24 protein-coding genes are annotated in these 24,594 nt (G+C 70.3%); 9 read left to right on the top strand and 15 right to left on the bottom strand.

Annotated features, from left to right (window positions below; translation table 11 throughout):
- Window positions 1–3: 3 nt before the first annotated feature.
- The 4 genes from egtD to egtA are packed head-to-tail and all read right to left on the bottom strand — an operon-like array spanning window position 4 to window position 4,235.
- Window positions 4–960, bottom strand: coding sequence for an L-histidine N(alpha)-methyltransferase (egtD, locus tag ACWDUD_RS03260; protein ID WP_450108302.1), 957 nt, complete (start codon window positions 958–960; stop codon window positions 4–6).
- Entirely contained in the window at window positions 957–1,706 is a 750-nt protein-coding gene (gene egtC / locus ACWDUD_RS03265; protein WP_197253045.1) for an ergothioneine biosynthesis protein EgtC, read from the bottom strand. Before egtC ends, egtD begins: the two co-directional genes overlap by 4 nt.
- Window positions 1,699–2,988 carry an ergothioneine biosynthesis protein EgtB gene (gene egtB / locus ACWDUD_RS03270; protein WP_450108318.1) on the bottom strand — a complete coding sequence of 430 codons (1,290 nt, stop codon included), beginning with the start codon at window positions 2,986–2,988 and terminating at the stop codon, window positions 1,699–1,701. Before egtB ends, egtC begins: the two co-directional genes overlap by 8 nt.
- 20 nt (window positions 2,989–3,008) lie before the next feature.
- Entirely contained in the window at window positions 3,009–4,235 is a 1,227-nt protein-coding gene (gene egtA, locus ACWDUD_RS03275; RefSeq protein WP_197253046.1) for an ergothioneine biosynthesis glutamate--cysteine ligase EgtA, read from the bottom strand.
- 155 nt (window positions 4,236–4,390) lie between these two features.
- On the opposite strand from egtA, the gene ACWDUD_RS03280 reads away from it, so the two are divergent.
- From ACWDUD_RS03280 to pth, 3 genes are all read left to right on the top strand, one after another.
- Window positions 4,391–5,560: an aminotransferase class V-fold PLP-dependent enzyme gene (locus ACWDUD_RS03280; RefSeq protein WP_450108303.1), complete on the top strand. Its 1,170-nt coding sequence runs from the start codon at window positions 4,391–4,393 to the stop codon at window positions 5,558–5,560.
- 212 nt (window positions 5,561–5,772) lie between these two features.
- Entirely contained in the window at window positions 5,773–6,384 is a 612-nt protein-coding gene (locus ACWDUD_RS03285) for a 50S ribosomal protein L25/general stress protein Ctc (RefSeq protein ID WP_197253047.1), read from the top strand.
- Between the two features lie 114 nt (window positions 6,385–6,498).
- Window positions 6,499–7,071 carry an aminoacyl-tRNA hydrolase gene (gene pth, locus ACWDUD_RS03290; protein WP_420750809.1) on the top strand — a complete coding sequence of 191 codons (573 nt, stop codon included), beginning with the start codon at window positions 6,499–6,501 and terminating at the stop codon, window positions 7,069–7,071.
- 55 nt (window positions 7,072–7,126) lie between these two features.
- Here the strand turns inward: pth and ACWDUD_RS03295 are convergent, their stop codons facing one another.
- On the bottom strand, window positions 7,127–8,761 hold the full coding sequence (locus tag ACWDUD_RS03295; protein WP_450108304.1) for a fatty acyl-AMP ligase: 1,635 nt from the start codon (window positions 8,759–8,761) through the stop codon (window positions 7,127–7,129).
- 180 nt (window positions 8,762–8,941) lie between these two features.
- Between ACWDUD_RS03295 and ACWDUD_RS03300 the strand changes: the two genes are divergently transcribed.
- Window positions 8,942–10,636 (top strand): peptide chain release factor 3, encoded by a 1,695-nt coding sequence (locus ACWDUD_RS03300; RefSeq protein WP_450108305.1) that lies wholly within the window; start codon window positions 8,942–8,944, stop codon window positions 10,634–10,636.
- A gap of 92 nt (window positions 10,637–10,728) precedes the next feature.
- Window positions 10,729–11,325, top strand: a complete 597-nt coding sequence (locus ACWDUD_RS03305; RefSeq protein WP_450108306.1) for a hypothetical protein — start codon at window positions 10,729–10,731, stop codon at window positions 11,323–11,325.
- Window positions 11,326–11,393: 68 nt separating this feature from the next.
- Here ACWDUD_RS03305 and ACWDUD_RS03310 read toward each other — a convergent pair whose 3' ends face one another.
- The 4 genes from ACWDUD_RS03310 to ACWDUD_RS03325 all read right to left on the bottom strand — a co-directional run bounded on the left by ACWDUD_RS03310 (window position 11,394) and on the right by ACWDUD_RS03325 (window position 14,181).
- The gene (locus ACWDUD_RS03310) at window positions 11,394–12,434 is read right to left on the bottom strand and encodes an enoyl-CoA hydratase/isomerase family protein (RefSeq protein ID WP_248674930.1); all 1,041 of its coding nucleotides are present in this window, start codon (window positions 12,432–12,434) and stop codon (window positions 11,394–11,396) included.
- 55 nt (window positions 12,435–12,489) lie between these two features.
- Window positions 12,490–12,921, bottom strand: a complete 432-nt coding sequence (locus ACWDUD_RS03315) for a VOC family protein (protein WP_197250957.1) — start codon at window positions 12,919–12,921, stop codon at window positions 12,490–12,492.
- A complete protein-coding gene (locus ACWDUD_RS03320) occupies window positions 12,918–13,400 on the bottom strand; it encodes a nuclear transport factor 2 family protein (protein WP_197250956.1) in 483 nt (160 codons plus the stop codon). Before ACWDUD_RS03320 ends, ACWDUD_RS03315 begins: the two co-directional genes overlap by 4 nt.
- A gap of 166 nt (window positions 13,401–13,566) precedes the next feature.
- Window positions 13,567–14,181, bottom strand: a complete 615-nt coding sequence (locus ACWDUD_RS03325; RefSeq protein ID WP_248674929.1) for a TetR/AcrR family transcriptional regulator — start codon at window positions 14,179–14,181, stop codon at window positions 13,567–13,569.
- A 96-nt stretch (window positions 14,182–14,277) separates the two neighbouring features.
- Between ACWDUD_RS03325 and ACWDUD_RS03330 the strand changes: the two genes are divergently transcribed.
- Genes ACWDUD_RS03330 through ACWDUD_RS03340 form a run of 3 tightly spaced genes read left to right on the top strand, consistent with a single transcriptional unit; the run spans window position 14,278 to window position 17,749 of the window.
- Entirely contained in the window at window positions 14,278–15,801 is a 1,524-nt protein-coding gene (locus ACWDUD_RS03330; protein ID WP_450108307.1) for an acetyl-CoA acetyltransferase, read from the top strand.
- Window positions 15,798–16,592, top strand: coding sequence for an enoyl-CoA hydratase-related protein (locus ACWDUD_RS03335; RefSeq protein ID WP_450108308.1), 795 nt, complete (start codon window positions 15,798–15,800; stop codon window positions 16,590–16,592). The genes ACWDUD_RS03330 and ACWDUD_RS03335 overlap by 4 nt, the downstream gene beginning before the upstream one ends.
- 2 nt (window positions 16,593–16,594) lie before the next feature.
- Window positions 16,595–17,749 (top strand): acyl-CoA dehydrogenase family protein, encoded by a 1,155-nt coding sequence (locus ACWDUD_RS03340; protein ID WP_450108309.1) that lies wholly within the window; start codon window positions 16,595–16,597, stop codon window positions 17,747–17,749.
- Window positions 17,750–17,812: 63 nt separating this feature from the next.
- Here ACWDUD_RS03340 and ACWDUD_RS03345 read toward each other — a convergent pair whose 3' ends face one another.
- The 3 genes from ACWDUD_RS03345 to ACWDUD_RS03355 all read right to left on the bottom strand — a co-directional run bounded on the left by ACWDUD_RS03345 (window position 17,813) and on the right by ACWDUD_RS03355 (window position 21,164).
- Window positions 17,813–18,241 carry a DUF6069 family protein gene (locus ACWDUD_RS03345; RefSeq protein WP_450108310.1) on the bottom strand — a complete coding sequence of 143 codons (429 nt, stop codon included), beginning with the start codon at window positions 18,239–18,241 and terminating at the stop codon, window positions 17,813–17,815.
- 161 nt (window positions 18,242–18,402) lie between these two features.
- Complete coding sequence (locus ACWDUD_RS03350) at window positions 18,403–20,199, bottom strand: ABC-F family ATP-binding cassette domain-containing protein (RefSeq protein WP_450108311.1); 1,797 nt, start codon at window positions 20,197–20,199, stop codon at window positions 18,403–18,405.
- 38 nt (window positions 20,200–20,237) lie between these two features.
- Window positions 20,238–21,164 carry a 4-(cytidine 5'-diphospho)-2-C-methyl-D-erythritol kinase gene (locus tag ACWDUD_RS03355; protein ID WP_450108312.1) on the bottom strand — a complete coding sequence of 309 codons (927 nt, stop codon included), beginning with the start codon at window positions 21,162–21,164 and terminating at the stop codon, window positions 20,238–20,240.
- A 96-nt stretch (window positions 21,165–21,260) separates the two neighbouring features.
- Between ACWDUD_RS03355 and ACWDUD_RS03360 the strand changes: the two genes are divergently transcribed.
- Complete coding sequence (locus ACWDUD_RS03360; RefSeq protein ID WP_450108313.1) at window positions 21,261–22,229, top strand: helix-turn-helix transcriptional regulator; 969 nt, start codon at window positions 21,261–21,263, stop codon at window positions 22,227–22,229.
- Window positions 22,230–22,315: 86 nt separating this feature from the next.
- Here ACWDUD_RS03360 and ACWDUD_RS03365 read toward each other — a convergent pair whose 3' ends face one another.
- The 3 genes from ACWDUD_RS03365 to ACWDUD_RS03375 all read right to left on the bottom strand — a co-directional run.
- Complete coding sequence (locus ACWDUD_RS03365; RefSeq protein WP_068155724.1) at window positions 22,316–22,522, bottom strand: cold-shock protein; 207 nt, start codon at window positions 22,520–22,522, stop codon at window positions 22,316–22,318.
- 243 nt (window positions 22,523–22,765) lie between these two features.
- Complete coding sequence (rsmA, locus tag ACWDUD_RS03370) at window positions 22,766–23,641, bottom strand: 16S rRNA (adenine(1518)-N(6)/adenine(1519)-N(6))-dimethyltransferase RsmA (RefSeq protein ID WP_197250949.1); 876 nt, start codon at window positions 23,639–23,641, stop codon at window positions 22,766–22,768.
- Between the two features lie 9 nt (window positions 23,642–23,650).
- The coding region (locus tag ACWDUD_RS03375; RefSeq protein ID WP_450108314.1) for a transglycosylase family protein at window positions 23,651–24,594 on the bottom strand (944 nt) is incomplete at its 5' end.

Here is a 24,594-nt window from a genome sequence, read left to right on the forward strand (position 1 = left end):
GACTCAGCGACGCGACGCCCCGATCAGTGCGAACCGGTCGTCGGGGTCGACCCATTCGTGGCGGACGACGAAGCCGGCGTCGCTGAGTTCGCGGGCGATACCGTCGAGCCGGAACTTCGCGGAGATCTCCGTGCGTAGCTGCTCGCCCTCGTCGAAGGACACCTCGAGGTCCAGGCCGGGGATCTGCACCGTCATCGCCGCGGTGGCCTCGAGCCGCATCTCGATCCACTCGTTGTCCGCGTCCCACAGCGCCACATGTCGGAAACGATCCGGTTCGAAGTTCGCCCCGAGCCGGTGATTGAGCACATGCAGCACGTTGCGGTCGAATTCGGCGGTGACACCCGCCGCGTCGTCGTACGCGGGGACGACGATCTCCGGATCGACGACGAGACCGACGCCGAGCAGCAGCCACTCCCCCTTGTCGAGGGTCGCGGCGAGTTCGGCCAGGAACTCCGCCCGCTCGGCCGGGACCAGGTTGCCGATGGTGCCCCCGAGAAACGCGATCATCCTCCGGCCCCCGTCGGGCAGATGACTCAGCGAACCGGTGAAGTCCCCGACCACCCCGCGCACCGTGAGGTCGGGGTAGTCGGCGGACAGGCGGGCGACCGCGCCCTGCAGGGCGGACTCGGACACGTCCTGCGGGACGTAGGTGTGCAGGGAGGGGGCGAGCGCGTCGAGCAGCAACCGGGTCTTCTCCGACGATCCGGACCCCAGTTCGACGAGCAGCTCGGGCCGCATCGCGTCCGCGATGTCCGCCGAGAACGCTTTCAGCAGAGCACGTTCGGTGCGGGTCGGATAGTACTCGGGCAGCCGGGTGATCTGTTCGAACAGGTCCCCGCCGCGCTCGTCGTACAGCCAGGTCGGCGACAGCCACTTCGGTGTCGCGGTCAGGCCGCGGCGCGCGTCGGCCCGCAACGCCTCGTCGAGTTCGGCCGGGGTCAGATAGACGTCGACGGTCATACGCTCGGGACCTCCATGGGGGACACGATCAGGTGTCCCGGTCGGGCGCTGACCAGATGCCGGTCCGGCACCTGCTTCCAGCGCGGATCATCGTCGTACGGTTCCGAGGACACCACCGCGATGCGCTCGTCGACGAGCACCCACAGCGAGTGGTACCACGCGGTCGCCCACAGCCCGGAACCGTTGCCCAGCAACAGGTTCAGACGAGAGTGCGGCGAAAGGTCGATCACGTCACGGACGAGCCGCATGAGCGCGGCCTCGGGCCTGTCGGTGCGCAGGCGCGATCGCAGCAGCATCCACAAAGTCGCGGCGTCGGTGGGCGATTCGAGCCGCAGCAGCTCCGATACCGGGAGCCGCTCCGCGAGCGACACGAGCGTCCCGGGCCACCCGACGACCCGCCCGTTGTGACTGAATGCCCACCGGCCGTCCGTGAACGGGGCGGCCGCCGACCGCTCCACCGGCATACCCTCGGTCGCGGATCGGAGCGCGGCGACCATCGCCCCGGTCCGGATCGAGGACAAGCCTTCGGTGACAAAGGGATCCGACCAGATCGGTTTCTCGCTCCGGTACCGGCCGGGGATGCCGTCGGCGGTCCACCAGGCCACTCCGAACCCGTCGGCGTTGACGGTGCCACCGCCGCGCATGTCCTTCGGCGCCCACGACTGGCGGAACAGCGAGTGCGGACCGTAGGTGATCAGCGACCGGGCCGTGCGCACCGGGCCGAGGTAGCCCAGATGCCTACACATCCGCGACGTCCGGAGTGTCGGGAACATCTCGGGCACAACGGAATCCGGAGAAGATCTGGCGCCGGATCGGATGGTCCCAGTTGCGGAAGGTCCCGCGGCACGCGACCGCGTCCGTACCGAACGAACCACCGCGCAGAACCCGGTAGTCGCCGCCGAAGAACACCTCGGAGTACTCGCGGTACGGGAACGCCCGGAACCCCGGATAGGGTTCGAAACCCGACGACGTCCACTCCCACACGTCACCGATCAGTTGCTGCACCCCGAGCGGCGACGCCCCCGCCGGATACGCGCCGACGACCGCGGGCCCGAGGTGACGCTGCCCGAGGTTCGCATGCTCGGGGCCGGGATCGGCGTCGCCCCAAGGGTATCGGGTGCTGCGCTGCTCCACCGGGTTCCATCGCGCGGCCGTCTCCCACTCCACCTCCGTGGGCAGCCGCTTCCCGGCCCACCGTGCGTAGGCGTCGGCCTCGTGGAAACACACGTGGACGACCGGTTCGTCGGGATGCACCGGCACCATGACCCCGAATCGGCGGCGCCACCACGTGCCGTCGTGCTGCCGCGTCCAGAACTGCGGGGCCTCGAGACCCGCGCGGACCCGGTGCTCCCAGCCGGTTTCGCTCCACAGCTCGGGGCGGTCGTATCCGCCGTCGGCCATGAACTCGAGATAGCGGCCGTTGGTGACGGGGAAGGTGTCGATGCGGAACGCAGGCACGTGCACGCGGTGCGCGGGCCGTTCGTTGTCGAGCGCTGCCGGATCGGCGGACGTCCCGATCTCGACTTCGCAAGCCGGGACCGTGATCTCGTCCGCCGCGACCGGATGTCCGGTGCGCGGCGCCTCCGGGGCGAACAACACCGGTGGGCCCGACCGCAACTGGTGGGTCGCGAGCATCGTCTCGTCGTGCTGCTGTTCGTGCTGCGCGATCATCGAGTAGACGAATCCGTCGCGGGTGAGGTCGGTGTCGAATTCACACTTCTCCAACGATTCCGTCACCCGCGCCCGCACGTCGTCGGCGTACCGGCGGGCCTGTGCGGGATCGAGCAGCGGTAGACCGTTCCGGGTTGCCCGCGGATGACGGAACGCGTCGTACAGGTCGTCGATGTCGGGACGCTCGGCCTCCAGTCCGGCGGCCTCGCGCAGCAGCCAGCGTTCCTCCTGGTTCGCGATGTGCGCGAGGTCCCAGACGAGCGGGCTCATCAGCGGCGAATGCTGCGCCGTCAGTTCCGCGTCGTCGAGGTCGGTCAGCGCAGCCGTGCGGACACGGGCGCGGGCGAGATCCCTCATCACCTGTGCCCGCAGCGCGCTCACCGGCTCTGATCCTCCGGTCCGCGACCGCGGCAGCACCGGACCGCCGCGGCATCGAGCGCCGCCGTGAATCTCATGTCCGGCGACGCCTCCGCCGCCAGCGCCAGCAAACCGACTGCCGCAGCACGTATTTCGAGACTGGCGAGGCCATGCTGCGCGGCTTCCTCCCACCGGTCCGCGACCGGGGCCGCGATCGCCTCCGCCTCGTCCATCACCGCCCGGGATCTCAGCAGCGCCTCGATCGCCGCGACCGGGACCTGCCACAGATCCCCCGGTTGGGCATCGAGATAACGCACCTCGAAGTGCCCGCACGGCCGCACCGGCGGAAACAGCGTGGTGAGGTGATAGTCCAGGTCGTCGACGGTGGGGCGGCGACCCAGATCCCCGTCCAGGGAGCCGTCCAGCCAGTCCGCGAACGACGCGTCCGGTGGCGCATTCCAGTCGGGGCCGGACGATCGGACGCACAGCAGCGGCGCGTCGAGCGCCCACGCCGGGTAGTCGGCGGGGTCGGACACCGGGGTGGTGCGTCCGGGGTCCAGGTTCAGCCACGTCCGCATGCGCTGCGACACCCAGCTGCCGTCCGGAACACCGTTGAGCGCAGGCGAACACGCGAACGCGGCGATCATCGCCGGCCCGATCGCATGCAGGAGGTGCCAGCGGCGGCGCACTTCGTCGTCGTCCGCGCCGGCGTCGACACTGACCTGCACTGCGGCGGTGCTGTTCATCATCAGCCGCCCCATCGGTCCGATCCGGTCGAACCGCAGTTCCATCGCGCTGTAGCGCGGAGTGCGCAGCAACCGGTGCGGCGGCCGCACGCCGTCACCGGCGGAATCGAGCATGAGCAGCGACCGCCGGGCCAGCAGCGAGCGCAGCATCCGGGCATCCGCGACGAGACGGTCGCACACCTGCCGCGCCGACGCGCACGGCACGCTGGACAGTTCGACCTGGCCACCGGGTTCGAGGGTGACCACACTGCCCGACGGCAACGGTCGCGCCGACGACGTCGGAGCCACCGTCCGCGGGGCATGCGAACCGAGCGAATCGACGATCGACCGGAGTTCGGGACGGGCCGCCGTGCCGTCCGCACGGGCGGTGAGCCATTCCAGCTCCACCCCGATCAACCGCGGCGGCCCGAACCGGAAACTGCTGCGGCGAACGTGCGCCACCGCCTCGGCCCGCGACGTGAGGGCAGCGCGCGAGTACGCCGTGTTGATCGCAGTCGCCACTCGATCACCCTCTCTCGCCGCCGAGCCAGGACTGGGACGAGCCTAACGCGCCCGTTGCCGCAGCGCCGTGAGAACACCGGCCGCGACACGCGGTCCGGGGTTACATTCCAGGCGTACGGGCTGTCCGTACGGGACGCGGAAGAGGTGGTCGCACCGTGCTCGATCTCCAACGGGTTCGCCGGGACACCCCGGGCTGCTTCGACCGCGTATTCCTCGACAGCGCCGGTTCGTCGCTGCCCCCGACGCCCGTGCTCGACACCGTCGTCGCGCATCTGCGCCGCGAAGCCGAGGTCGGCGGCTACGTCGCCGCGAACGAGCGGCTCGACGCGCTGGACGCGGTGAAGACGTCGATCGGCCGGCTGCTCGACGTCGATCCCACGTCCGTCGCGCTCACCGACAGCGCGTCCCGCTCGTGGACGTCGTTCTTCTACGCGGTGCCGCTGCAGCCCGGCGACCGCATCCTGATCTCCCGCGTCGAATACGCCGCCAACGCGGTCGCCGCCCTGCAGCGCGCCCGCGCCACCGGCGCGACCGTCAAGCAGATCCCGTCCGGCCCCGACGGGCGCATCGACGTCGACGCACTCACCGCGATGCTCGACGAGCGCGTGAAGCTGGTGTCGCTCGTGCACGCCCCCACCAACGGCGGCCTGATCAACCCGGTGCGGGAGGTCGCGGACGCGGCGCACAAGGTCGGGGCGCTCGTGCTGCTCGACGCGTGCCAGTCCGTCGGGCAACTCCCGGTGAACGTGCCCGAACTCGACGTGGACGCACTGTCCGCGACGGGGCGCAAGTGGCTGCGCGGCCCGCGCGGCACCGGATTCCTCTACGTGCGGCCGCGGCTGATCGGTGAACTCGAGCCCGCCGTGCTGGACCTGCACAGCGCGCGGTGGTCGGGAGCCGACGAATACGAGATCGCACCCGACGCCACCCGCTTCGAACTGTGGGAGGCCGACGTCGCCGCGCGCCTGGGTCTCGGGGCTGCGGTCGACTACCTGCTCGACCTCGGGATCGACGCGGTCACCGAGGCCATCGCCTACCGCTCCGAACACCTGCGCGACGGCCTCGGCCGCATCCCCGGGGTCGAGGTCCGCGACCTCGGTGACCCGCGCAGCGGCATCGTCTCGTTCACCGTGGACGGTCGCGAACCCACGGCGGTACGCGACGCGCTCGCCGAGCAGTCGATGACGGTGACCGTCAGTCATCGCAGCTCGACGCTGCTGGACATGACCGCGCGGACACTCGACGCGGTGGTGCGCGCGTCACCGCACTACTTCGTCTCCCCCGCCGACGTCGACCGATTCCTCGCCGCGGTACGCAGCCTGTGACGGGATGGGGGCCGTTCGCTTTACCCCCGGCGATCCGGTAAAGTACTTCGAGTTGTCTCGGCGAGGGTGAACCGCGAAATCGCTGGCTCACCGTGATCGACGCGGCTGCGGCTCCGCTCGAGCGTTCCACGCTCCCGGCCCGCGCGCGTCCGGTCCCGCATCGTCGAGAAGACCGACCCAGTGAGAGCCACAAGCGTAGGAGCCGTTACATCATGTCCGACGAGAACCGTCTCGTAGCCGCCGTCCGCACCGAGTTCGGCAAGGGCGCTGCCCGCCGTGCCCGCCGTGACGGACAGGTCCCCGCCGTGCTGTACGGCCACGGCACCGAGCCCAAGCACCTCGCCCTCCCGGCCCGCGAGTTCGCGGCCGTGCTGCGCGCCCACGGCACCAACGCCGTGCTCACCCTCGAGGTCGACGGTTCCGAGGAGCTGGCGCTGACCAAGTCGGTCGTCGTGCACCCGATCCGCAACTACATCGAGCACGCCGACCTGCTGGTCGTCCAGAAGGGCGAGAAGGTCGTCGTCGAGGTGCCGCTGGTCATCACCGGTGAGGCCGCTTCCGGCACCCTCGTCGTCAACGAGGTCACCACCATCAAGCTCGAGGCCGAGGCCCTGCACATCCCCGAGCAGGTCGAGGTCTCCATCGAGGGCGCCGAGGCCGGCACCCAGATCCTCGCCGGTGGCGTCGAGCTGCCCAAGGGCGCGTCGCTGCAGGACGAGGCCGATCTGCTGCTCGTGAACATCGTCGTGGCTCCGTCCGCCGAGGCCCTCGAGGGCGAAGCGGCCGAGGGCGCCGAGGCCGAGGCTCCGGCCGAGGAGGCCTGAGCCACCCACGGCTCCACATGATTCGTTGCGGCGCGTCATCCCCCGCGGGATGGCGCGCCGCGCGCGTGTGACCGGTCGCCGCAACCGCCACCGGTCGGGAAGGAACACACGAACGTGAGCGAGGACACCGCGCTCGTCGTCGGGCTCGGCAATCCCGGACCGAAGTACGAGAAGACCCGTCACAACATCGGTTTCATGGTGGCCGACGTGCTCGCCGGGCGCGTGGGCGGTTCGTTCGGCGCGCACAAGCGCAGCAACTCGGACATCGTGCAGGCCCGCCTCGACGGCAGGCAGGTGATCATCGCGAAACCGCGCACCTACATGAACCTGTCGGGTGGCCCGGTCGCGGGACTGGCGAAGTTCTTCTCGGTCGACCCGGCGAACATCGTGGTGATCCACGACGAGCTGGATCTGGATTTCGGCACCATCCGGCTCAAGCTGGGCGGCGGCGAGAACGGGCACAACGGGTTGCGGTCGACGTCGAGTTCGCTGGGTACGAAGGACTACCTGCGGGTGCGGATGGGCATCGGCCGTCCCCCGGGCCGGCAGGATCCGGCCGATTTCGTGCTCAAGCCGTTCTCGACGACCGAGCGCAAGGAACTCGACGTGTTCTGCGAGGAGGGGGCGGACGCCGTCGAGCTGCTGCTGCGCCTGGGCCTCGAGGGCGCGCAGAACCGCATCCACTGACCGCTGCCCCTCGTGCGCGTTTCCGGTAGCGGGTGCTACCGGAAACGCGCACGGGTCAGCGGGCCAGGAGGGCGGCCGAGCTGCCGCGCCGCAGCTTGCCGGACGAGGTCTTCGGGATGCTGCCCGGGCCGAGCACCGCGACCGTCCGGGGCCGCACCCCGACCTCGGCGACGACGGCGTGCACCACCTCGTGTTCGATGCGGCGAATCTCGGCGGGGTCGTCGATCCGGTTGGTTTCGACTGCGACCGCGAAGGATTCGCGTTTGTCGCCGGCGTCGAGACGGATCGCGACGGCGTTCCCGGGCCGCACCCCGTCGACACTGCACGCGGCGCGTTCGATGTCGGTCGGATACACGTTGCGGCCGCCCATGATGATGACGTCCTTGACCCGGCCGCACACCACCACGCGACCTTCCTCGGTGAAGTAGCCGACGTCGCCGGTGTCGAACCAGCCGTCGGAGTCCTGCGCCGGGACCGGCCCGTCCACGGTGAGATAACCCGAGGTCACGGCCTTGCCGCGCAGCTGGATGATGCCGACACCGCGCGGGGGCAGCACCTGCCCGTCGCGCCCGACGACCCGCCCCTCGAGCCCGGGGACGAGATGACCGAGCGTGGCCAGCCGCCGCCCGTTCGGCCGGGTGGTGGGCACGGCGATGCCGCCGGCTTCGAGCAGATCCGGGTCGACGATGTCGAGGACCTGCCCGTGCCCCGGGTCCGGGACCGACACCGCCAGGGTCGTCTCGGCCATGCCGTAGACGGGGGCCAGGGCCATCGGGTCCAGGCCGAAACGCGCACCGGCCTCGGCCAGCGCGATCATGGTGTCGGGGTCGACGGGTTCGGCGCCGTTCCACATCCACCGCATCGACGACAGGTCGACGACTCCGTCCGGCGCCTGCGCGAGTTTGCGGGCGAGCAGTGAGTATGCGAAATTCGGTGCGGCCGTGACTGTTCCGTGGTACTTGCCGATCAGCTGCGCCCACAGCAGCGGGGCCTTGAGGAACTCCAGCGGTGTCACCGACACGACCTCCGCGCCGACCTGCATGGGCACGCTGAGGAACCCGACCATGCCCATGTCGTGGAACAGCGGCAGCCAGCTGATCATCACGTCGTCGTCGAGGGAGTACTTGATGCGGTCGATCATCGCGTAGGCGTTGACATAGAAGTTCTCGTGCGAGATCAGCACGGCCTTCGGCGATCCGGTCGATCCGGACGTCAACTGCTGCAACGCGATATCCGATTCGGCGGTGTCGACCGGGTCGATCGGCGAACCCGCCCGCATCTGCGCGACCGTCACGACGCGGATGCCGCGTTCGCGCAGCACGGGTTCGGCCGGGTCGAACGGCGCCCCGAGCACCACCACCTGCGCGTCGATCATGTGGACGACCGTTTCGGTGTCGCGCGCCCACGCGGCCAGGTCGGTGCGCGGCGTCGGCTGGTGCAGCATGGTGACGCTGCCGCCCCGCATCCAGACGGCCTGACACACCGGGGCGATGTCGACGGGATTGCCTGCCAGCACACCGACGGCGGCACCGTGCCCGATACCGGCCGCGGCCAGCGCCCCGGCCATGCAGCGGGCCTGCCGGTGGATCTCGCCCCAGGTCTGCCGCAGCGGCTCGTCCGGCTCCCCGGTGATCAGCCCACGGCGTGTGCTCTCCGCCGTCGCGTACATCTCGTCGGTGAATCTGCTCACGGGCACTCCTCGATCCGGTGGCTCTGCGGTCCAGAGTCCCCGCGCCGGGACCGATGGGGAAAGGCATCCCGGCAAACGTGACCGAATCTCACGGAAATCGACATCGAATCGCCGAGTAACATGGAGAAGTTGCCTGCGATACCCGCACCCCCACCCCCGTTTCGAGAGGTCAGTTCCGCGTTGAGTACCCCGCCCGCCTCGGCCACCGGCGATACCGGCACCGCCATCAGCGACTCCGGCACAGCCGCCCTGTCCAAGGAAGTGCGCGCGGAGGCCGCTCGGCGCCGCACGTTCGCCGTCATCTCCCATCCGGACGCCGGTAAGTCCACGCTCACCGAGGCGCTGGCGCTGCACGCGAAGGTGATCTCCGAGGCCGGCGCCGTGCACGGCAAGGCCGGCCGCAAGTCGACCGTCTCGGACTGGATGGAGATGGAGAAGGCCCGCGGCATCTCGGTCAGCTCCACCGCACTGCAGTTCAACTACCGCTCGAGCGAGTCCACCGCCGACGAGGACGACCCGGGCAACGTCATCAACCTCGTCGACACCCCCGGCCACTCGGATTTCTCCGAGGACACCTACCGCGTGCTCACCGCCGTCGACGCCGCGGTCATGCTCATCGACGCCGCAAAGGGCCTCGAGCCACAGACGCTGAAGCTGTTCCAGGTGTGCCGCCACCGCGGCATCCCGGTGATCACCGTGATCAACAAGTGGGACCGTCCCGGTCGCGCACCGCTCGAACTGCTCGACGAGATCGACGAGCGGATCGGCCTGACGCCGACCCCGCTGTTCTGGCCCGTCGGCATCGCCGGCGACTTCCGCGGCCTGCTGCGGCGCGGTGAGGACGGCGCGGCCGAGGAGTACATCAAGTTCACCCGCACCGCGGGCGGCGCGAAGATCGCCCCCGAGGAGCACCTGGACCCCGACGCCGCGCTGGAGCGCGAAGGCGACGCGTGGGCCGAGGCCGCGGAGGAATCGGAACTGCTGTCGGCGAGCGGTCAGGACCACGACCAGGAACTGTTCCTCGCCGGCCAGACGTCGCCGGTGATCTTCGCGTCGGCGATGCTGAACTTCGGCGTGCGGCAGATCCTCGACACCCTCGTCGCGCTGGCGCCGCCGCCGCGCGCCCGCCTCGACATCGACGACAATCCCCGTGACGTCGACGACCCGTTCAGCGCGGTCGTGTTCAAGGTGCAGGCCGGCATGGACACCGCGCACCGCGACCGCCTCGCGTTCATGCGCGTGGTCTCCGGGGTGTTCGAGCGCGGCATGGTCGTCACCCACGCCCAGACCGGCAAGCCGTTCACCACCAAGTACGCGTTGACGGTGTTCGGCCGCGAACGGTCCACGGTCGAGGCCGCCTATCCGGGCGACGTGGTGGGTCTGGTCAACGCGACCGCCCTGGCGCCCGGACACACTCTGTTCGTGGACCGGAAGGTCGAGTTCCCGCCGATCCCGTCGTTCGCACCGGAGCACTTCGCGGTCCTGCGGGTCGACGCCGCGTCGAAGTACAAGCAGTTCCGCAAGGCCGTCGACCAGCTCGACTCCGAAGGCGTCGTGCAGATCCTGCGCAACGACGTGCGCGGAGACGCCTCGCCGGTGATGGCGGCCGTCGGCCCCATGCAGTTCGAGGTCGTCTCGGCGCGGATGAAAGCCGAGTACAACGTCGAACCGCGGATCGAACCGCTCGGCTACGCGCTGGCCCGCCGCACCGACGCCGCCTCGCGGGACGAACTGAACCGGCAGCGCGGCGTCGAGGTGTTCACCCGGTCCGACGGGGTGCTGCTTGCGCTGGTCAGCGACAAGTGGCGGCTGCAGTACATCCGGAAGGAACTGCCGGATCTGACGCTGGAGCCGCTGGTCGCCACCACCGACTGAGGTTGTTGCAGCGGTAGTGCATGTGACTCCGATTACTGGTATTTTCCTGCCGTCGAGCTGACGCTGGCTCGGGGGATTTTCAGGAGCTGTGGATGAACGACGACACCTCGGCCGTCGGGCCGGGCGGGAGACCCGCGCGCGCCCGCACCGGTTCCGCCAAGCGGAACGATTCGCCGAAGCGCTCGGGGACCTTCATCTATCCGCTGCCCAGCACGCCGCTCCCGAGCAGCACCCCGATGACGAGCAGCCCCGGCCCGCACGCCGAGGTCAGTCATGCATCCGATCGCAACCCGGCCGGCGGGGTGGGCGCCGGCACCACTACGGAAGGGACATCCCCGGTGAGCAGCACCAGCACGAACGGCACGAGCAGCAACGGCATCGGCGCAACGCCGGCCACCACGACCGAACTCGGCAGCCTGCCGACGGGCGGGCCGGCGGTCGGCCCGGCACGCCGCAACTCGATGGGGCAGGCGTCGGTACGGATCGCCGCGCGGCTCGCGCACGGCGAGCTGGCCACCCGGACCCACCGCAGTCACGCCTCGGACCCGACCGTCGACAACGACGAACTGCTGAGCCTGCTCGGTGAGTACCTGCTCGCCGGTGGTCTCGAGAAGCCGGAGATCCATGCCACCCTCGGCGGGCAGCCGATCGTCGTGGACCTGCAGGCACCGCAGCGCCCCACGCGCTGAACGAACTCCCGCCTCCGGGTGGCTGAATCGACTCCTGCCTCCGGGTGACGGAGGCAGTCACCCGGGGGTCAGTCCTCGAAGAGCGCGGCGATCCTCGCGGGGTCGATGTCTTCGATGGTCTTCGGCGACCACGACGGGTTGCGGTCCTTGTCGACGAGCACGGCCCGCACCCCCTCCGCGAAGTCCGGTTCGCCGCAGATCCGGACGGCGACGTCGAGCTCCCGCGCGAAGCATTCGCTCAGGGTGCTCTCGGCGCCGCGGCGCAGAAGTTCGGCGGTTGCGTACAGGCTCGTCGGCGACAGCGCCCGCAGCGCGTCGCGGGTCTGCATGGCCCAGGCGGGGTCACCGAGCGTGTCGTCGTCGAGTCGCGTGACGATGTCGGCGACGGTGCCGTCGCCGAATACCTGCTCGATGTCGGTGAACCGGTCGGCGAGCTCCGACTCGGGGGCCGGCTCGGCGAACTCGTCGAGAGCGTCCTGCCATTCGCCCGCGCGGATGCGGTCGGCGAGCGCACCGATGCGGTCGCTGGGCACGAAGTGCGTGGCCAACCCGACCGCGAGGGCGTCTCCGGCGGACACGCGGGCGCCGCTCAATCCCAGGTACATGCCGACGGCGTCGCAGCGTGCCGTGGTTCCGCGCAGCCGCGGAAGGAAGTGGCTCGCGCCGACGTCGGGGATGAATCCGATCGCGGTCTCGGGCATCGCGAGCATCGCGTTCTCCGACACCACCCGCACCGCGCCGTGGACGGAGATGCCCAGCCCGCCGCCCATGGTGACGCCGTCGAGCAGCGCCAGGTACGGCTTGGGGTAGGTGGCGACGAGCTCGTCCAGCCGGTACTCCTCGGCGAAGTACGCCCGGACCCGATCGGTGTCGCCGGCCAGCGCCGCGTCCCGCACCGACTTGATGTCCCCACCCGCACAGAACGCGCGGTCGGAGGCGCTGGTCACCAGTACCGCCGTGACCTGCGGGTCGTCGCGCCACTCCGACAGCGGCGCGTACAGGTCACGGATCATCGAACTGTCCAGGGCGTTGAGCGCCGAGGGCCGATCGAGCACCACCTCGCCGACGCCGTTGGCGACGCGGGCACGAATGAAGGACGACTCTGTCACGGGCGGGAGCCTACCGGGCGAGGTCGTCACCGGCCGGACACACGGTGTTCGCGCGCTACGGGGTGTCGCCGGTGGGGTTGCCCGTGACCGGACCGACGAGCAGCCAGCGGTGCCCGAACGGGTCGAGCAGCGTCGCGTTGCGGTTGCCGTGGCTTTCGGTGATCCAGCGTTCGACGGTGCCGCCGGCGCCGCGGGCACGGGCCAGGACGGCATCGGTGTCGTCGACCGGCAGCATCAGGCTCACCGACGTCGAACCCGCCTCGGCGGCGGTCAGCCCCATCTCCGGGAACTCCTCGGCGACATACACCATGCCGGTGGGGAAGATCAGTTCCGCATGACCGATCCGGCCGTCGTCCATCACGACCGGGTCACCTGCGAGCTGCGCATCGAAAACCTTTGTGTACCAGTCGATTGCCGTGCGAGCCTCGGAGACCGTGAGATACGGCAACGCTCCCGGTCTCGGGAAGTCGATCCCGTCGAACGTCATGATGCGCGCGGAACCTCCAGCAGATCCCAGCGGTTGGAGGTGAGCCGGAAACTCGGCAGGTCGTCGAGGGAAACGACTGTCTCCCAGTTCCGTTCGTAGGAGGTGTGCGAGATGCGCCATTTCCCGTCGTCGCACAGCGCGTACCGGTCGTGGTAGTACGCGGAACCGCGCAGCAGCATCCCGTCCTCGGGCACGACGACGGTGTCCGCGAGCAGCCACACCCCGGTGGCGGTCTTCCCGTCGGGGGCGACGTCGATCTCGGGGTGGCTGCAGTGGTGCTCGGTGACGACGTGGGCGCCGAGCGTGTTCGCGAGAAAACCCACGAACGCGTCCCGGGATTCGAAACTGAGATGCTCGCCGTAGACGGCGGTGGCCTCCGGAGTCAGTGTGTCCGCGAACTCGACCCATTCCTTGGTGTCGAGCGCGCGAGCATAGCGGTACTTGACCCGCTCGATCGCACTGACGGCCTCCCGATCCATCGCCGACCTCCCGAGCCCGTACGACCTTTTGGTACCTGACAGCCAGGCTATCCCGGATTCCGGTCGGGGGGTATCGGTTTCGGAGGCTCGCCGGGCAATTCGATTGCAGTTCGGTTACGTCGCCGTCGTTGTCGCCCGTTCACCGCGTCCGGTCCGTGTCGCCGTGCTATCGGTTCGGCCGCGGCGGGGCCAGTGCCAGGATGGTCGCGTCGACGATGGTCTCCGCGTATGCCTCGTCCTCGGCTGCGGTGGCCGGGGTCCCGAGGGCGAACAGCACGTGACTGAGCACCGCCCCGGTGACCATCTCGAGCAGCAGGGTCACGGACGTGTCGGCGCGCAGTTCACCGCGGGCGACCGCGCGGTGCACGATGGTGCGCGCCGCGAGCACCCGGCTGCGGTTGAGCGTGTCGGTGAGCCGGGCGAGCAGTTCCGGATGGGCGCGCGCGTCGAGCGCGACACGCAGGCTCACCAGCCCGGAGGTGGTGCGGTAACCGCGGAGCAGCTGACCGGCGAGCTCGACCAGGTCCGCGCGCAGGCTGCCGGTGTCGATCGGGTCCGGCAGCGGGCTGCGGGCCTCGAGGGCCTGCACGAGCAGATCGTCCTTCGAATCCCATCGCCGGTACAGGGCGGCGCGGCCGACGCGGGCCCGGCGGCCCACGGCGTCGAGGGTGAAGCCGCGCCAGCTCGTCTCGGAGTAGACCTCGAGCACGGCGTCGAACACGCGGTCCTCGAGGTCGGCGTCGCGCGGCCGGCCACGGCGTCGGGGTGATGCTTCGGTCACACCGGCAGTGTGCCAGACCTCGGAATTATTTACAGACTGGATTAGTCCGTATTACTCTTCGGTCAGTTCAACACCGCGTCTTCCCTAAGGACAGTGATGGCAGACCCCACCCGTGTACCGGTCGTGATCGGTGTCGGCGACCTCCGATCCGGTCGTGCCGGCTCCCCCGCCGACCCCCGCGAACCGCTCGACCTGATCCACGAGGCCACCACCGCGGCCCTCGCCGACACCGGCGTCGCCGACTCCGAGGCCCTCGCCGCCCGGGTCGACACGATCCGCGCCGTCAAGACCGCGAGCTGGGCGTACGACGACCTGCCGGGCCTGCTCGCCGACCGCCTGGGAGCAAACCCCAACCGCACCTCGACCACGCCGATCGGTGGGCACTGGCCCGCGGCGCTGCTCGACCGGATCGCCCACGACATCGCCGCAGGCACGAGCTCGATCGCGCTGCTCGTCGGCGGTGAAGCGCAGGCGTCGGTCACCGGTGCGGCCAAGTCCGGCACCGACCCCGCCGCACTCGGCTGGACCACCGCGCCCGGCGGCCCGCCCGCGTTCGACCCGGACGACCTGGGCAGCCTCGCCATGCAGCGCGCCGCGATGATCGCCCCGACCCGGGTCTATCCCCTGTTCGAGAACCGGCTCAGCTTCGAGGCCGGGCACGGGCACGACGAATCCGTCGCCTGGTCCGCCCGGCTGTACGCGGCGTTCTCCGAGATCGCCGCCACCAACCCGGCCGCGTGGAACCCGGACCTGCGCACCGCCGAGGACATCGCCACCCCCGGTCCCCGCAACCGGATGGTGACCGATCCGTACCCGCTGCTGATGAACGCGATGCCGTTCGTCGACCAGGCCGCCGCGGTCGTGGTCACGTCCCTCGCCGTCGCCCGTGACCTCGGCATCGACGAGGACAGGATCGTGTACGTGTGGGGCGGCGCCGGCGCCACCGAACCCGCCGACGTGCTCGCCCGCGCCGAGTTCGGCCGCTCGGCCGCGCTCGCCGACGCCCTGGCCCGCACCCTGTCCCGCGCCGACATCAAGGCCCGCGACCTCGACATCGTCGACGCCTACAGCTGCTTCCCGGTGGTACCGAAGCTGCTCGTCGAACACCTCGGGCTGCCGCGCGAGACCGTGCCCAGCGTCACCGGCGGGCACTCGTTCTTCGGCGGACCGCTCAACAGCTACACGCTGCACTCGATCGTCGCGGTCGCGCGACGGCTGCGCGCCGACGGCGAGCTCGCCCTCGTCCACGGCAACGGCGGGTACCTGACGTACCAGCACACCGTCATCCTCGCCGCGGCGCCGCACACCGACGGCTACATCGGCGATCCGGAACCGGTGCTGCTGCCGGCGACCGCACCCGAAGCCGCCCTCGACTACGAGGGTGAGGTCGAAGTCGTCACCACCACAGCCGAATACGGACGTGACGGCAATCCGGCCACCGGCTTCCTCATCGGCCTCACCCCCGACGGCCGCCGCGTCGCCGGGCACACCGACGCCGCAGGCGCCGCGATCCTCGCGGCCGGCCCCGCCCTCATCGGGCAGACCCTCCGCGTCGCCGACGCCGGCGGCGCGCTCACCATCACTCTCGTCGATCAACCCTCCGAGGAGTCCGCATCGTGACCGAACCGGTCGTTCTCGTCGAGCAGCGGGATCACACCCTGCTCGTCACCATCAACCGTCCCCGCGCCGCCAACAGCATCAACGCGGAGGTGCACCAGGGACTCGGCGAGGCGTGGGAGCGCGCCGACGACGACAACAGCGTGCGGGTGGTCGTGCTCACCGGTGCCGGCGACAGCGTGTTCTGCGGCGGCGCCGACCTCAAGGCCCTCGGCTCCTCCGGACCCGACGGCGTCACCCCGCCCGAGACGGCGCACTGGGGCTTCGCCGGTGTGGTCAAGCACCACATCCGCAAGCCGGTGATCGCCGCGGTGAACGGCACCGCGCTCGGTGGCGGCACCGAACTCGCGCTCGCGAGCGATCTCGTCGTCGCCGCGGACAGCGCCGAATTCGGTCTGCCCGAGGTGCATCGCGGCCTCATCGCCGGGGCCGGCGGCGTGTTCCGCATCGGTCAGGCCATCCCGCGCGCGGTCGCGATGGAGCTGATCCTCACGGGCAAGCCGATGTCCGCGCAGGACGCGCTGCGGTGGGGTCTGGTCAACCGCGTGGTGCCGCAGACGGACGTGCTGTCCACCGCCCTGGCGCTCGCCGAGGACGTCGCGGCCGGCGCTCCCCTGGCCGTGCAGGCCAGCAAGACCGTCGCCCGCGGCATCGTCGACGGCAACATCGCCGCCGAGGATCAGTCCTGGGAACTCACCGACAAAGCGCTCGCGCGTCTCACCACCAGCGCCGACACCCTCGAAGGCGTCATGGCCTTCATGCAGAAGCGCGCACCCGTCTGGAAGGGCGAATAACCGTGACCACCACCGAAATCCTGCGCTGGGACACCGACGAGCGGAAGGCACTGCGGCAGCTCGCCGCCGACTTCACGCGCAAGGAGATCGTCCCCCACATCGACACCTGGGAACGTGAGGGCGCGATTCCGCGGGAGCTGCACCGCAAGGCCGCCGACGCGGGCCTGCTGGGCGCGTCCGTCGCCGAGGAGCACGGCGGCTCCGGCGGCAACCCGCTCGACATGCTCGCGATCCTCGAGGAGATCATCCTCGCGGGCGGCTCGTCCGGATTGATCTCGGCCCTGTTCAGCCACGGCATCGCGACTCCGCACATCGTCGCGTCGGGCAACACCGATCTCATCGACCGGTTCGCCCGTCCTGCGCTCGAGGGCCGGCTCATCGGATCGCTCGCGATCACCGAGCCCAGCGGCGGCTCCGACGTGGCGAACATCCGTACCACCGCGCGCCGCGACGGCGACGAGTACGTGATCAACGGCTCGAAGCTGTACATCACCTCCGGTACCCGCGCCGACTTCGTCACCACCGCGGTGCGCACCGGCGACGCCGGTGCCGGCGGTATTTCGCTGATCGTCGTGCCCACGGACACACCGGGATTCACGGTGTCCCGCAAGCTCGACAAGATGGGCTGGCTATGCTCGGACACCGCCGAGCTGTTCTACGACGACGTGCGCGTGCCCGTGGAAAACCTTGTCGGTGCCGAGAACTCGGCGTTCGGCCAGATCGCGCAGCAGTTCCAGGGTGAGCGGCTGTCGCTCGCGTTCCAGGCGGTCGCGACCGCCCAGCGCTGCTTCGACCTGACGGTCGAGTGGGTCAAGTCCCGCGAGACGATGGGCCGCCCGCTGTCCAAGCGTCAGGTGGTGCGTCACCGCCTGGCCGACCTGGCCACCGAAATCACTGCGGCGCATACGTTCTGCCGTTCCGTCGCGGAGCGCTGGGTGAACGGCGAGGACATGCTGCTCGAAACGTCGATGGCGAAGAACAATGCAGTGAAGGTCTGCGACAAGGCCGTGATGGAGGCCGTTCAGCTCGCCGGCGGTATCGGCCTGATGCGCGAGAGCGAGGTCGAGCGGCACTTCCGCGACGCCCGCGTCCTCGGCATCGGCGGCGGCACCACCGAGATCATGAACGAGATCATCAGCAAGCTGCTGGGGCTGTAAGCAGCCTCGGGCGCCGGTGCGTCCTTCGGGCCGATGGGGGGCTCGAAGGACGCACTCGGCGTTTCAGCGCACTTTTTCGAGCGCGACGACGGCGACGGCGGCGATCACCACGTGCATGAGGGTGAGCGTCACGGTGCTGGCCGTGTCGAAGTCCGCCGAGAGCGTGCCCGTGATCGTGGCGAGCGGCAGCAACGCGCCCACCACCTGAGCGATCCGCAGGAATCCTCGCCACCACAGACCGAGCAGGACCGCGACCGTGAGTCCGATGCCCAGGGGCACCACGGTCATGAGTACGACGCCGCCGGGTGCGGCACTGACGGTCGCGCCGGCGTCGGTGTGCTCGAACGAACCACCCGCAGCCAGGCCGATCAGCCACAGGACGAGGTTGAGCACGAGCGCTCCCGCGACCGCGGCGACCACGACGACAGGCCGCCCGGTCGTCCACGATCGGCGCAGAACTGTTGAGGAACTGGATGTTTCGGTTGTGGACATCGATCCTCCTGATGAGTGTTGTCTGCTGACACGACTCATCGTGCGACCTCGAGTCGACTCGAGGTCAAGAGGCGGCTGCGCCGCCCGTGTGCCCTGCGGCGGCTTCGCCGCCCGGTGTGCCGTTGTGGCGGCTCCCACCGCCACAAAGGCACACCGGGGCGTCAGCCCAGCTCTTCGGCGAGCTCCATCCACTGCTCCTCGGCGGCTTCCTTCTCCGCGACCACCTGGCGCAGTTCGGCGTCGAGCTTCTGGAGGCGATCGGGATCGGTTGCCGCCTCGGCGAGCTGGTGGTGCAGCTTCTCCTCGCGTTCGGCGAACTTCGCGACCGCCCGTTCCAGCCGGGCGAGTTCCTTGCGGGCCGCGCGCTCGGCGGCGCCGTCGCGCTTGGGAGCCGTCGTCGCACCCGCCGTGCCGGACTGCTTGACCGTCGACGCGACGGACGGCGCGCCGCCGGTGCCGAGTTCCGCACGCCGGCGCAGGTATTCGTCGATGCCGCCGGGCAGGTTGGTGAGCTTGCCGTCACCGAACAGCGCCCACGTCGAATCACAGATGCGTTCAATCAGGTACCGATCGTGGCTGATGACGACCAGCGTCCCGGCCCAGCCGTCGAGCAGATCCTCGAGCTGCTGCAGGGTGTCGATGTCGAGGTCGTTGGTGGGCTCGTCGAGCAGCAGCACGTTCGGCTCCGCCATGAGAACCCGGGTCAGCTGCAGGCGGCGACGCTCACCACCGGACAGATCGCCGACGGGGGTGCGCTGCTTGGCGGGCGTGAAGCCGAGTCGCTCCGCGAGCTGGCCGGCGGAGATCTCCTTGTCGCCCAGGGTGATTCGTTCGGCCACGTCCTTGACCGCCTCGAGCACGCGCATGTCGGTGGGCAGGTCGTCGAGTTCCTGCCGCAGCCAGCCGATCTCGACGGTCTGACCCTGTACCCGGCGACCCGACGCCGGTTCGAGTTCCCCGGCGAGGGTGCGCAGCAGGGTCGTCTTGCCGGAGCCGTTGACCCCGACCAGACCGATCCGCTCCCCCGGCCCGAGACGCCACGTCAGGTCGCGCACCAGCTCGCGCCCGTCGGGGGTGGTCAGGGTCGCGTCCTCGAGTTCGATCACGATGCGGCCGAGCCGGCGCTTGGCGAACGACGCCAGCGCCACCGAGTCGCGCGGCGGCGGCACGTTCGCGATCAGCGCCTCGGCGGCCTCGATCCGGTACTTCGGCTTGGACGTGCGCGCCGGGGCACCGCGGCGCAGCCACGCCAGTTCCTTGCGGGCGAGGTTGCGGCGCCGCTCCTCCATGGCGTCGGCCTGGCGGGCGCGTTCGGCCCGCGCGAAGATCCAGTCGTTGTAGCCGCCGTCGTAGCTTTCGACCTTGCCGCCCACGACCTCCCACGTGCGGGTCGCGACGGTGTCGAGGAACCAGCGGTCGTGGGTGACCACGACGAGTGCGCTGCGCCGCGACAGCAGGTGCTCGGCCAGCCACTGCACCCCCTCGACGTCGAGGTGGTTGGTCGGCTCGTCGAGCACCAGCAGGTCGAGCTCCTGCACGAGCGCGGCGGCGAGCGCGACCCGGCGGCGTTCACCGCCGGACAGCCCGTCGACGACCGCGTCGAGGCCGAGATTGTCGATGCCGATGCCCGCGAGCACCGAGCGGATGCGGGCATCGCCCGCCCATTCGTGTTCGGCGACGCCGAGCGGCCCGAGCACCACGTCGCCGACGGTGGAACCGGCCGGCAGCACGCCACGCTGGGTGACCACGGCCATGCGCAGGCCACCGACGCGGCTGACGCGCCCGGAGTCCGGTTCCTCGAGCCCGGCCAGCACCTCGAGCATCGTCGTCTTGCCGCCGCCGTTGAGGCCGACGACACCGATGCGCTCGCCTTCCTCCACGCCGAGGGACACCGAGTCCAGCAACGGCTTGATGCCGAAGGACTTCGAGACCTGTTCGAGATTGATCAGATTCGCCACGCGGAGCAGTGCCTTCCGGTTTTCGGGGTTCGAGAGGGTCAGGGGGTGGAGGTGCCGACGACGCGGGCGCCGTGCACCGGACCGGACGCGACGCGCACCGTGCGGCACACGCCCGCACCGGCGAGCTCGGCGCTCACGGTGACCGCGGCGCGCTCGTCGGCGCACAGGAACGCGCAGGTCGGGCCGGAGCCGGACACGATTCCGGCCAGTGCGCCGGCCTCGACACCGGCACGCAGCGTGCGACGCAGCGCCGGGTTCAGCGACAGTGCCGCCGCCTGCAGGTCGTTGCCGAGCAGCGGGGCGAGCACGTGCGGATCGCCGCCGGCGAGCGCGTGCAGCAGCTCGTCGGTGCCCCCCACGCGGCGCGGGTCTCCCTCGGCGCGGAGCCGGTCGAGTTCGCGGAACACCACCGGCGTGGACAGTCCCTCCTTGGCGAGCGCGAGCACCCAGTGGAAGGTGTGCCGGGACAGTACGGGCACGAGGTGCTCGCCGCGTCCGGTGCCGATGGCGATGCCGCCGTGCAGGCAGAACGGCACGTCGCTGCCGAGTTCGGTGGCGAGTGCGTGGAGTTCCTCCCGCCCGAGCCCCAGGTTCCACAGCGCGTCGAGCGCCACGAGCGTGGCGGCGGCGTCGGCACTGCCGCCGGCCATGCCGCCCGCGACGGGAATGCCCTTGTCGATCGTGATCGCGACCTCGGGCCGGCGGCCGGCCCGCGCGGCGACGAGTTCGGCGGCCCGCCACGCCAGGTTGGTGGAGTCGGCGGGCACCAGCGCGGCGTCGGCGCCGCGCACCCGCACGCCGAGACCGTCGGCCGGCACCACCGAGACCTCGTCGCTCAGCGACAGGGCCATGAACACGGTGCGCAGCTCGTGATAGCCGTCCTCGCGCAGGTCACCGACCGCAAGATGCAGGTTGACCTTGGACGGGGCCCGCACCGTGACGGGCGACGGAACGACGGAAAGCACGAGAACAGAGCTTACCCGGACGGTGCCGACCCCAAGGTCCGGCGGCCGTCGCCGATCAGGACCGAACTCGTCCGCAATCCGTGGGATCGTCGTCGCATGCGCGAAACCTCCGCCCGCCTGCTGCGGCTGCTGGCCCTGCTGCAAACCCGCCGGGACTGGTCCGGCGCCGAACTCGCCGAGCGGTTGTCGATCACCACCCGGACGGTCCGGCGCGATGTCGACAAACTGCGGGACCTCGGATATCCGGTGGACGCGACCGTCGGGGTCGGCGGCGGCTACCGGCTCGGGGCGGGCGCCGAGATGCCGCCGCTGCTGCTCGACGACGAGGAGGTCGTCGCCGTCGCGTTCGCGCTGCAGGCCGGTGCGAACGACTCGGTCACCGGGATCGGTGAGGCCGCGACCCGGGCCCTGGCCAAGCTGCGGCAGGTGATGCCGTCGCGGTTGCGGCACCGGCTCGAGGCGCTGGAGGTGGATGTGGTGGACCGGCGGCCGGCGGCGTCGGCGGTGGACGCGGCGCTGCTGAGCACGGTCGCTGCGGTGTGTCACGCCCACGAGCGGCTGCGCTTCGACTATCGCACGCACGACGGGGAATCCGCGCGGCGCGAGGTCGAGCCGTACCGCCTGGTGCGGTCGCGGTTGCGGTGGTATCTCGTGGCCTGGGACGTCGGCAGGGAGGACTGGCGCACGTTCCGCGTCGACCGGATGGAACCGAAGATCCCCACGGGTCCGCGGTTCACGCCCCGGGAACTGCCGCCGGGCGGTGCGGCCGAGTTCGTGGCGCGCGGGATCCGGCGCGGCGCCGCACAGGCGCAGGCCCGGGTACTGCTGCACGCGCCCTTCGACGAGATCGCGCCGAAGGTCGACGACGACTGGGGCAGTGTCGAACTCGTCGATGACAGCAGTTGCGCGGTGGTACTCGAAGGCCGGTCGCTCGAGTCGATCGCGGGCTGGCTGCACGCGTTCGACGTCGATTTCACGGTGCTGGATCCGCCCGAACTGCGCGACGCGTGCCGGGACCTGGCCGAGCGGCACACGCTGCTCGCCGCCCGGTACGGGCGCGCCTGACGCGAAAAGCGGGACACCGCAACGGTTTGCAGCACGAAACCCCGGAACTCGTTGTGAGTTCCGGGGTTTCGTGGAGGTATCGGGTATCAGCCGATGACGGTGACGCCGGTGGCCTGCGGGCCCTTCTGGCCCTGGCCGATCTCGAAGCTCACGCGCTGGTTCTCCTCGAGGGTGCGGAAGCCGCGGCCCTGGATCTCGGAGAAGTGCACGAAGACGTCAGCCGAACCGTCGGCCGGAGCGATGAAGCCGAAGCCCTTTTCGCCGTTGAACCACTTCACGGTACCTTCAGCCATGTTGTTTCCTAACTGCTGTGGGGTGGCGGTCGCCTCCCCGTCGTCGGACGGCTGAACACCGTCCGGGTCTGTCACTCGACGGCTGAAACGATTTCCGTGGTGGCTATCGCATCCGCTCGCAACCAGAAATGTGCGAGGGTTAACCACAAACACACTACCTAACGACCGTGGACAAGTAGATCACACACTTCGCGAGTCCGCAACTGTTGAGCGAATCGCCTTGGCAGGCAACGGCGCCGGCGGTCACTCGACGTTTGCGAGCCGCACGAACGCTGCGGCATCGAGCTTTTCACCACGCATCGACGGGTCGATACCCGCCGCGACCAGGCGTCGTTCCGCTTCGGCCGGCGAACCCGCCCAGCCGCTCAGCGCCGCGCGCAGCGTCTTGCGGCGTTGCGCGAACGCGGCATCCACGACCGCGAAGACACGGCGGCGGAACTCCGCATCCATGGGCCACGGCGGTTCGGTGTAGCGATCGACGCGCACGAGACCGGATTCGACCTGCGGCACGGGCCAGAACACCGCGCGCCCGACCGCACCCGCGCGACGCACCTCCCCGAAGAAGCAGGCCTTCACGCTGGGCACCCCGTACACCTTGCTGCCCGGCTGCGCGGCGAGCCGGTCGGCGACCTCGGACTGGACCATCACCAACGCGGTGCGCAGCGAGGGGAACTCGGCGAACAGGTGCAGCAGCACCGGCACCGCGACGTTGTAGGGCAGGTTCGCGACGAGCGCGGTCGGGGTGACCGGCAACTCGTCCGGCATCACCTTCATCGCGTCCTGCAGCACGACGTCGAGGTTTCCGGCGAGCTCGGGTGCTCGCTGCCCGACGGTTTCGGGCAGCCGCGCGGCGAGCTTCGGATCGATCTCGACCGCGACCACCCGGTCCACGACGTCGAGCAGAGCGAGGGTCAGCGATCCGAGACCGGGGCCGACCTCGAGCACCACGTCGTCGCGGCCCACGCCGGCGACCGACACGATGCGGCGCACGGTGTTGGCGTCGTGCACGAAGTTCTGGCCGAGTTGCTTGGTCGGGCGAACGCCGAACTCCTCGGCGAGCGTCCGGACCTCGGCAGGTCCGAGCAGTGCCGCCCGGCCGCGGGGAGAGTCGTCTGACACGTCCTGAACCTAGCGCACACCCAGGCTGCCGGAGCACGACGGCCACGCACCCCAGCCCTGCGCCTGCTGGGTGAGGCCGGCGATCGCGATCTGCTCCTCGCGGGTCGCGAGGTCGGGGCGCGGTGCGTAACGGAGCCCGCCCTGCCGTTCCCAGGTGCTCAGGTCGAACTGCACGCCGCCGTAGTAGCCGTTGCCGGTGTTGATCGCCCAGTTGCCGCCGGCCTCGCACTCGGCCAGCGCGTCCCAGATGTCGCCGTCCTCGACGGGCGGGACCTCGGTGCCCGGTTTGGCGCCGACCCGCACGATCGACGGCCGAGCCTCGGTGACGACGACCGTGCCGGTGGCTTCGCGGCCGGTCTCGACCCCGTCGACGGTGCTGACGGCGAACGTCACTTCCTGCACTCCGGGGGTGCCCGGGTCCTCGACGACGGTGCGGCTCATGTTCATCGTCTCGTCCTCGATGCGCCGGACGGGTGGTTCGAGCGGCAGCGTCTCGGTGACTTCGCGGACCCGCTTGCGGGTGACGCCGATTTCGAGACCGTCCGTGAGCGGGGTGTCGGCCGGCGGGTTCACCTCGTCGGCCTGCTCGAGCGGGACGCCGTGCGCGGCGAGGAATTCACCGACCGTGGGGGCGGCGAGCCGGACCGGGACGGAGGGGGCACTGCCGTCGGCGAGCCGCACGTTGCGCGGGGTCACGACGTCCAGGTCGAGGCCTTCGATCGGCAGCCGGTGCGAGCGCGACGCGGAGACGTACACGTCCGAGGCCAGATCGAGCTGGGCGAGCGCTTCCTCGACCGTCAGCGCGGTGGTCCAGATGCTGCGCTCGGTGCCGTCGACGGTCAGCTGGACCTCGCGGGCCCGGCGCAGCACCACGGTGTCGCCGTCGGAGACGGACGCGTCGGCATCCGGTGCCACGACGTCGTGCTGTCCGATGCCGTATCCGGCATCGGACA

This window comes from Rhodococcus sp. NPDC003382 (assembly GCF_053589135.1).

Coding starts and splice junctions, on each gene's coding strand:
- egtD (WP_450108302.1), bottom strand. CDS start 960: ATGACCGTCGACGTCTATCTGACCCCGGCCGAACTCGACGAGGCGTTG.
- egtC (WP_197253045.1), bottom strand. CDS start 1,706: ATGTGTAGGCATCTGGGCTACCTCGGCCCGGTGCGCACGGCCCGGTCG.
- egtB (WP_450108318.1), bottom strand. CDS start 2,988: ATGAGGGATCTCGCCCGCGCCCGTGTCCGCACGGCTGCGCTGACCGAC.
- ACWDUD_RS03285 (WP_197253047.1), top strand. CDS start 5,773: ATGTCCGACGAGAACCGTCTCGTAGCCGCCGTCCGCACCGAGTTCGGC.
- ACWDUD_RS03305 (WP_450108306.1), top strand. CDS start 10,729: ATGAACGACGACACCTCGGCCGTCGGGCCGGGCGGGAGACCCGCGCGC.
- ACWDUD_RS03315 (WP_197250957.1), bottom strand. CDS start 12,921: ATGACGTTCGACGGGATCGACTTCCCGAGACCGGGAGCGTTGCCGTAT.
- ACWDUD_RS03320 (WP_197250956.1), bottom strand. CDS start 13,400: ATGGATCGGGAGGCCGTCAGTGCGATCGAGCGGGTCAAGTACCGCTAT.
- ACWDUD_RS03330 (WP_450108307.1), top strand. CDS start 14,278: ATGGCAGACCCCACCCGTGTACCGGTCGTGATCGGTGTCGGCGACCTC.
- ACWDUD_RS03345 (WP_450108310.1), bottom strand. CDS start 18,241: ATGTCCACAACCGAAACATCCAGTTCCTCAACAGTTCTGCGCCGATCG.
- ACWDUD_RS03360 (WP_450108313.1), top strand. CDS start 21,261: ATGCGCGAAACCTCCGCCCGCCTGCTGCGGCTGCTGGCCCTGCTGCAA.
- ACWDUD_RS03365 (WP_068155724.1), bottom strand. CDS start 22,522: ATGGCTGAAGGTACCGTGAAGTGGTTCAACGGCGAAAAGGGCTTCGGC.